Here is a 5869-nt window from a genome sequence, read left to right on the forward strand (position 1 = left end):
GGCAAGTTCAGACACTTTTGTATAGACGTCTTCAATGTTGTTGCCGTCAATCTGATGAGCTTCCATACCATAACCAATGCCTTTGTCAATCATTTGTTTGCAGCGGTACTGTTCATTGGTTGGTGTTGAAAGTCCATAACCATTATTTTCAATGCAAAACAGTACCGGTAAATCCCAAACCGAAGCCACATTCAACGCCTCATGAAAGTCACCTTCACTGGTGCCTCCTTCACCGGTAAACACGGCAGTAACCTTTTTATTTTTCTTTAATAGGTTAGCTAAAGCAATACCATCGGCAACACCCAGTTGCGGGCCAAGGTGGGAAATCATTCCCACTATTTTGTATTCCTGAGTGCCGAAATGAAAAGAACGATCACGTCCTTTTGTAAATCCGTTGGCTTTTCCCTGCCATTGTGAAAACAACCTGTAGAGCGGAATGTCCCTGCCGGTGAAAACCCCCAGATTTCTGTGCATGGGTAAAATGTACTCGTCTTTGTGAAGTGCTGCAGTGACCCCCACAGCAATGGCTTCCTGACCAATGCCGCTAAACCATTTGGAAATCCTGCCCTGACGCAATAGGATCAACATCTTTTCCTCGATAAGGCGAGGTTTTAGCATTCGCTTATACAGATTTATTTTTTGATCGTTAGTCAACGATTTTGTGGTGTATGAAATTTCTGAATGTTCTGAAATGGAAGTGCTCATTTTTGCTTTAAAATATTTGGTAAAATTAGAAAAAAATGATGTGTCAATTGACTGAAATCTTAAAAATAAACAGGTTTTTAAAGGCTTTTAAAAAAAGTTATTTTGGTATCTTTGTGAGTGCATTATTTAAATTTAAAGCAATGAATACTATTCCCAGTGTTGATTTAGCCAACTTTATAAGCGGCGACCCGAAAAGAAAACAAAAGTTTGTTGACGAAATAGGCCGTGCTTATGAAGAAATTGGTTTTGTTTCACTAAAAAACCATTTTCTAGATGACAGGTTGGTTGACGATTTGTATAAAGAGGTCAAAGACTTTTTTGCCCTTCCCCTTGACACGAAAAGAAAATATGAAATAAATGGCCTTGGCGGTCAGCGTGGTTATGTTTCCTTCGGAAAAGAACACGCCAAAGGAAAAAAAGAAGGCGACCTGAAGGAGTTCTGGCATTTTGGTCAGGAACCCGATGCTGATGCCAATCTCATAGATGAATACCCTAAAAACATTATAGTTGAAGAAAATAAAAACTTCAATCAAGTGGGAATGGAAGCCTACCGACAGCTTGAAAAAACAGGTATTTATGTGTTGAGAGCTTTAGCACTATATCTTGGCCTTGACGAAAATTATTTTGACCACTGGGCCAGTAACGGCAATAGCATTTTAAGAGCCATTCACTACCCTCCCATTACCGAAGAACCCCAAGGAGCGGTAAGAGCCGGAGCTCATGGCGACATTAATTTAATTACCTTACTGATGGGCGCTTCAACCGGAGGTCTTCAAGTACTTCGCAAGGACGGTGTGTGGATAGATGCCATACCCCAAGAAGACGAACTCGTCATCAACGTGGGCGATATGCTGGAAAGACATACCAACAACAAATTGCGCTCAACTATTCACAGGGTGGTCAATCCACCACGAGAAGAATGGGACAAACCCAGGTATTCCATCCCGTTTTTTATGCATCCCCGAAGCGATATGAACCTCGATTGTCTTCCGCAATGTATCGATGAAAACAACCCAAAAGCCTATGACGACATCACCGCCGGCATGTTTTTGTATGAACGTTTGGTGGATATAGGACTTATTAAAAAATAATTAAATGAAACTGCTAATCATTATCAACGATGCGCCTTACGGTACCGAAAAAGCATATAACGCACTCAGGATTGCCAATCAAACCAATAAAGATTATCCGGAAACAGAAGTGACTATTTTTCTTATGGCAGATGCCGTGAGTTGCGCAATATCAGGACAGGAAACTCCAAATGGCTATTACAATATTGAGCGAATGCTTAAGTTATCATTGAACAAAGGAGCAAATCTCAAACTTTGCGGCAGCTGTATGGACGCCAGAGGCCTTAAAATTGATTATATGACCAAAGGCGCAGACCGCAGTACTATGGCAGAACTTACTCGTCTGATTGCCGAAAGCAACCAGGTGCTTACTTTTTAAATTTTAAAATGGACTTAAGAGACCAGTTAAAAAACCTTTTTCCCGAACATCAAATTTCTGATGAAATCCCTGAAGCTAATAATGAAGATAAAGAGTTATGGCTTCAGGACGATCCTTTGATTTGCAAATACGAAAAGCGAAAAGGAAAAGCAACAACCATCATCGAAGGCTACACCGGTGCTGATGAAGATTTTAAAATGCTTGCCAAGGAAATCAAAACCACACTCAGTGTAGGTGGAAGTTTTAAAAACGAACAAATTATCATCCAGGGTGACTATCGTGATAAAATTATGGAAATGCTCAAAGCTAAAGGATTTAAAGTAAAACGTGTTGGAGGGTAAAGTGGTTTCTGGTTTCTGGTTTCTGGTTTCTGGTTTAAGGTTAAGCTTGAACATTGAACATTGAACATTAAATTTTAAAATATGAAAATTGCAGCATCAGAGTTAATATTAAATCCCAACGGGAGCGTTTATCATCTAAAACTCCTTCCCGGGCAGGTTGCAGATACGATAATCACCGTTGGCGATAGTGACCGCGTTGAGGAGATTACCAAACACTTCGAAAGTATTGAGTTTACAGTTCAAAACCGTGAATTTAAAACACAAACTGGAAACTACAAAGGAAAAAGAATCACAGTGATTTCTACAGGTATCGGTACAGATAATATTGACATTGTGCTTAACGAATTGGATGCTGTTGTAAACATTGACCTTGAAAATAGAACAGTTAAAAGTGAATTGAAGTCCCTCGATATTATAAGAATAGGAACTTCAGGCTCCATCAATCAGGAAGTGCCTTTGGATTCGTTTTTACTAAGTGAGATGTCCATTGGTTTTGACAGCCTGATGCATTTTTACGATTCCAGAGGAGTTGAAGAAGTTGATGCGACTTCTGCCTTTGTGGCACATACCGGATGGTATTCAAAAAAATCAGAGCCTTACATTATCAAAGCCTCTCAAAAATTGGTTGACATCTTCAAATCTGACGAAACCAAATCCGGTATTACTGCTACCAACATAGGATTTTACGGGCCACAGGGACGTGTGTTAAGACTTCCTCTTCAGGATCCTGACATCAACAAAAAACTGGCTACGTTTCAATACAAAGGGTTAAACATAACCAATATGGAAATGGAAACTGCGGGTATTTACGGGCTTTCAAAATTACTTGGCCACAGGGCTATTTCGCTCAATGCTTTAATAGCCAATAGAGTAACCGGAGAGTTTAGCAAAGACCCAAAAAAGCTTGTTGAACGACTCATAGCTTACTCGCTTGAGCGCATTGTAAACGTTTAAAGTAATGAAAAACTTCAAAATTGGCGGTGTGCCGGAACACTTCAACTATCCGTGGTATCTGGCGTTGAAAAACAAACTGTTTCAAAAACAAGACATCAATCTTCGTTGGGTCGATTTTCACGGAGGTACCGGACAAATGAATACCGCTTTACGCGAAAAAGAAATCGATATGGCGGTCATTCTCACTGAAGGAATTGTGAGGGATATCGTGATGGGGAATCCCTCAAAAATTGTTCAAGTGTTTGTCAAGTCCCCGTTAATCTGGGGAATACATGTAGCACAAAATTCAAAATACCAAACAGTAAGCGATTTAAAAGGAGCTGAAGCAGCCATAAGTCGTTATGGTTCCGGCTCACATTTGATGGCCTTCATCAATGCCAAAAACAACGACTGGAACATTCAAAACGATTTAAAATTCAAAGTCATTGACGATTTAGAAGGTGCATTAAACGGATTGCCCAATGGTGAAGGCGATTATTTTATGTGGGAAAAGTTTACCACAAAACCTTATGTTGACGAAGGAGTTTTTAGAAGAGTAGGCAACTGCCCTACCCCCTGGCCTTGTTTTGTCATTGCCGTAAGAAATGAAATTCTGGAAAACGATCCGGAAGGTATTCAAGCGATTTTAGAAGTAATCAATTCAGTGACTAAAAATTTCAAACAAATCGAGGATATTGACCTGCAACTTTCAAAACGCTACGGACAAAAGATAGAAGATGTCAGGGAATGGCTTTCACTTACCGAATGGAGCTCACAACAACTTAAAAACAAAGACCTTAATAGTGTTCAGTCACTATTGATGGACCTGGAATTAGTTGACAAAAAATTACCTTCCGAAAAAATTATTCATCATTTTTAATTATTTTTTCCATCTTCACGCAACCTTTTTTAGTCAAACTCATCTAATTAGAAATAACCATTGAATATGTTGACAGTTTTACTTATTATCGGTGCACTGGTTGCTTTAAATTTTTTGTTATTACACTTTAGCTGTAACGATGTTTCTGATTCTCAAACCCCTCCGGGCGAAGAATAATCCCCTTCTTTTCAGCTAAATAATTAATTCCCATCCCCTTTAAATTTTACCAGTTTATTTCTTTTTTACCCAATGATTTCAGATATGCATTGGCAGTACTGAAGTGTTTGTTTCCAAACCACATTCCCCTGTTAGCACTCAAGGGCGAAGGATGACCCGAAGTTAAAACCAAATGCTCATTACTGTCTATAAGACTTTGTTTTCGTTTAGCATAACCACCCCAAAGCATAAAAACTACGCCTTTTTTTTCATTGGAAATGGTTTCAATTACCTTATCGGTAAAAACCTCCCAGCCTTTATTTTGATGACTTCCCGCCTGATGCGCCCTTACGGTGAGTGTGGCATTTAACAAAAACACCCCCTGATCTGCCCAGCGTTCCAAATTGCCGCTTTCGGGAATTGGGATTCCTAAATCCTGAAAGATTTCCCTAAAAATATTTTGCAATGATGGCGGTTTTAGAATACCGTTATTCACTGAAAAGCACAAACCATTGGCCTGTCCGGGTCCGTGGTAAGGGTCTTGACCTAAAATCACCACTTTTACATCGTCAAATTTGCAATGGTCAAAAGCTGCAAAAATCTGATTGCCCGGTGGAAAACATCGATGTTGGGTATATTCTGCTTGTACAAACGCTGTCAACTCCTTAAAATAGGGTTTCTCAAATTCTGCCTGAAGTTTTGGCAGCCAACTTGGGTCAATTTTTACCTGCATTATCCTTACTTTTACAAAAATAAATGAGCCTTAAAAGTAAGCAGAAATTCACGAATGATTAAAATAGATTCCAAAACACTTCAGGACCTGGAGTTTCACACCATTTTAGAACAGACTTCACAACTTTGTGTCACCGATTCCGGTAAGGAAAAATTGTTGCAATGGAAACCCTATCCAACTCCCGAAAAAACCATTAAATCGCTCAGGGAAGTTTATGAATATTTTAATTCACTCCAAGGTGACAACCCCATTCCTAATCATGGTTTTGATGCTGTCTTTCACGAAATTCACCTGCTTGGAGTTGAAAACAGTACACTTGAAATAGGTTCGTTTAGAAAAATCCTGAGCATTTGCGAAACCACCAAAGCCTTGCTGACATTTTTCGAAAAAAACAAGCAGTTTTACGTGCAATTGCATCATAAATCTGATCGCATTGAACTTGAAAATCATATTGTTAATTCCATTAAAGCTATCATCGACCGCTTTGGCGAAATCAAAGACGACGCCACCCCCGAACTGGCGGTAATCAGAAGGGCCATTACCGGGATGAAAGGAAAAATAAACGGCTCATTCAATACTGCCCTTGCACAGGCTGCCTCAGGCGACTATCTCGATGAAATCAAAGAATCAGTTGTTGACAATAGACGTGTACTTGCCGTAAAAGCAATGCAC

At 39.6% G+C, this 5869-nt stretch carries 7 protein-coding genes and 1 pseudogene; 6 read left to right on the plus strand and 2 right to left on the minus strand.

Annotated features, from left to right (window positions below):
- Positions 1-618: thiamine pyrophosphate-dependent enzyme (locus AC6F75_RS11055; RefSeq protein ID WP_500715084.1), on the minus strand; the 618-nt coding region annotated here is incomplete at its 3' end.
- A 227-nt stretch (positions 619-845) separates the two neighbouring features.
- Between AC6F75_RS11055 and AC6F75_RS11060 the strand changes: the two genes are divergently transcribed.
- The 5 genes from AC6F75_RS11060 to AC6F75_RS11080 all read left to right on the plus strand — a co-directional run bounded on the left by AC6F75_RS11060 (position 846) and on the right by AC6F75_RS11080 (position 4308).
- Positions 846-1796 carry a 2-oxoglutarate and iron-dependent oxygenase domain-containing protein gene (locus tag AC6F75_RS11060; protein WP_500715078.1) on the plus strand — a complete coding sequence of 317 codons (951 nt, stop codon included), beginning with the start codon at positions 846-848 and terminating at the stop codon, positions 1794-1796.
- Positions 1797-1800: 4 nt separating this feature from the next.
- The gene (locus AC6F75_RS11065; RefSeq protein ID WP_500715079.1) at positions 1801-2154 is read left to right on the plus strand and encodes a DsrE family protein; all 354 of its coding nucleotides are present in this window, start codon (positions 1801-1803) and stop codon (positions 2152-2154) included.
- Positions 2155-2162: 8 nt separating this feature from the next.
- On the plus strand, positions 2163-2495 hold the full coding sequence (locus AC6F75_RS11070) for a translation initiation factor (RefSeq protein WP_500715080.1): 333 nt from the start codon (positions 2163-2165) through the stop codon (positions 2493-2495).
- An 81-nt stretch (positions 2496-2576) separates the two neighbouring features.
- Entirely contained in the window at positions 2577-3449 is an 873-nt protein-coding gene (locus tag AC6F75_RS11075; protein ID WP_500715081.1) for a phosphorylase family protein, read from the plus strand.
- A gap of 4 nt (positions 3450-3453) precedes the next feature.
- Positions 3454-4308 (plus strand): substrate-binding domain-containing protein, encoded by an 855-nt coding sequence (locus AC6F75_RS11080; protein WP_500715082.1) that lies wholly within the window; start codon positions 3454-3456, stop codon positions 4306-4308.
- 223 nt (positions 4309-4531) lie between these two features.
- Here AC6F75_RS11080 and ung read toward each other — a convergent pair whose 3' ends face one another.
- Positions 4532-5197 carry a uracil-DNA glycosylase gene (gene ung, locus AC6F75_RS11085; RefSeq protein WP_500715083.1) on the minus strand — a complete coding sequence of 222 codons (666 nt, stop codon included), beginning with the start codon at positions 5195-5197 and terminating at the stop codon, positions 4532-4534.
- Between the two features lie 54 nt (positions 5198-5251).
- Here ung and AC6F75_RS11090 point away from each other — a divergent pair.
- Positions 5252-5869 (plus strand): annotated as a pseudogene (locus AC6F75_RS11090) (endonuclease MutS2); the annotation flags it as partial.

The sequence above is a fragment of the Planktosalinus sp. genome (genome assembly GCF_059864935.1).

What these genes read in the sequence shown, in the direction of transcription:
- AC6F75_RS11070 (WP_500715080.1), top strand. Translation starts at nt 2,163, where the DNA reads ATGGACTTAAGAGACCAGTTAAAAAACCTTTTTCCCGAACATCAAATT.
- ung (WP_500715083.1), bottom strand. Translation starts at nt 5,197, where the DNA reads ATGCAGGTAAAAATTGACCCAAGTTGGCTGCCAAAACTTCAGGCAGAA.
- AC6F75_RS11065 (WP_500715079.1), top strand. Translation starts at nt 1,801, where the DNA reads ATGAAACTGCTAATCATTATCAACGATGCGCCTTACGGTACCGAAAAA.
- AC6F75_RS11075 (WP_500715081.1), top strand. Translation starts at nt 2,577, where the DNA reads ATGAAAATTGCAGCATCAGAGTTAATATTAAATCCCAACGGGAGCGTT.
- AC6F75_RS11080 (WP_500715082.1), top strand. Translation starts at nt 3,454, where the DNA reads ATGAAAAACTTCAAAATTGGCGGTGTGCCGGAACACTTCAACTATCCG.
- AC6F75_RS11060 (WP_500715078.1), top strand. Translation starts at nt 846, where the DNA reads ATGAATACTATTCCCAGTGTTGATTTAGCCAACTTTATAAGCGGCGAC.